This window comes from Bacillus cereus group sp. N6 (assembly GCF_016483705.1).
Taxonomy (GTDB): domain Bacteria; phylum Bacillota; class Bacilli; order Bacillales; family Bacillaceae_G; genus Bacillus_A; species Bacillus_A wiedmannii.
In genome coordinates this window covers 1-217 of sequence record NZ_JAEHBI010000377.1, presented here as the reverse complement: position 1 = coordinate 217, position 217 = coordinate 1, and the positions used below count along the sequence as shown (strand labels likewise).

The window sequence follows — 217 nt, the reverse complement described above, 5'->3', positions numbered from 1 at the left end:
TTCTGTAAAGCTAACTGTGAAACAGATTTTCCAAATAGCTTATAATATCTATCACTCATTCTTTTACAATAGTTATAGGCAAATCTTGCAGCACCAGCATGGTTTCTAAGCACTTTTTCTTGTTCAGGCGTTGGAATCAGTCTAACTTTCTTCGCCAATATCATCAGAAGCCTACTCCTTTACTGTGCGATTATTCGAGCACTCACCTTTCAGATAA

1 protein-coding gene is annotated in these 217 nt (G+C 36.9%); it reads right to left on the bottom strand.

Going from position 1 to position 217, the window contains the following annotated elements:
* The coding region (locus JDS99_RS31645; RefSeq protein WP_080001802.1) for a helix-turn-helix domain-containing protein at positions 1-164 on the bottom strand (164 nt) is incomplete at its 3' end.
* Between the last annotated feature and the right edge of the window lie 53 nt (positions 165-217).